Origin of the sequence: Micromonospora endophytica (genome assembly GCF_003236305.1) — a bacterium.
Taxonomy (GTDB): domain Bacteria; phylum Actinomycetota; class Actinomycetes; order Mycobacteriales; family Micromonosporaceae; genus Micromonospora; species Micromonospora endophytica.
The window spans coordinates 1-795 of sequence record NZ_POTX01000503.1 but is presented as its reverse complement, the minus strand read 5'-3'; the positions used below and the strand labels follow the sequence as shown (position 1 = coordinate 795).

General features: G+C 68.2%; 1 protein-coding gene. It reads right to left on the bottom strand.

The window, feature by feature from the left end; all coding sequences use genetic code 11:
• The coding region (locus tag C1I93_RS30780) for a cellulose-binding domain-containing protein (RefSeq protein ID WP_181445398.1) at positions 1-472 on the bottom strand (472 nt) is incomplete at its 3' end.
• Positions 473-795 lie beyond the last annotated feature (323 nt).

Genomic DNA, 795 nt, shown 5'->3' with positions numbered 1-795 from the left:
GTGGTGCGGTGGTCGGCGGCGGCGGCGGTGGTGCGGTGGTCGGGCTGACCCCGCCGGTGCAGGTCACCCCGTTGACGGTGAAGCTGGTCGGTGCGGGGTTGCTGCTGTTGTTCCAGCTGCCGTTGAAGCCGAACGAGACGGTGGCGTTGGTGGCGAGGTTGCCGTTGTAGCTGACGTTCGCGGCCCGGACCGTGCTGCCGCTCTGGGTGACCGTGGCGTTCCACGCCTGCGTGACCGTCTGTCCCGCCGCGAAGGACCACCCCACCTGCCAGGACGTCAGCGGGTCGCCGACGTTCGTCAGGCTGACGTTGGCGCTGAACCCGCCGGCCCACTGTGAGGCCACTGTGTAGCTGACCCGGCAGCCGATCGCGGCCTGCGCCGGTCCGGTGGTGAGGACCACCCCGGCCGCGGCCAGGGTGGTCGCGCCGGCGGCGAGGGCCACCAGCGCCTTTCGACGTCGTCTGTGCAACATGCTGTTCTCCTCAGGCTGACACGTGAGGACCCGCGTACGCGTCGGCACCCGTGCCCGGGGATGCCTGCGGGCCGCTTCAGAGTTGCCCGGACGCCCATCTGGTGACGGGCCGTGCGCCCGCCGGCTCGGCAAACGCTTTCCAGTAAGCAAACCATGGAAACTCGTCGATATCGAGCGGCAAAATCCGCACTACCGGCTGGTAGGTAGACCCTTGACGGCGCAACTTGTTTGCGTAAACAATTCCTGCCTGTTAACGCTCACATTCTCCGATCCGAGGGCCGTCCATGCGACCTGCGCCGTCCCACCCCCGGAAACCCCTCACC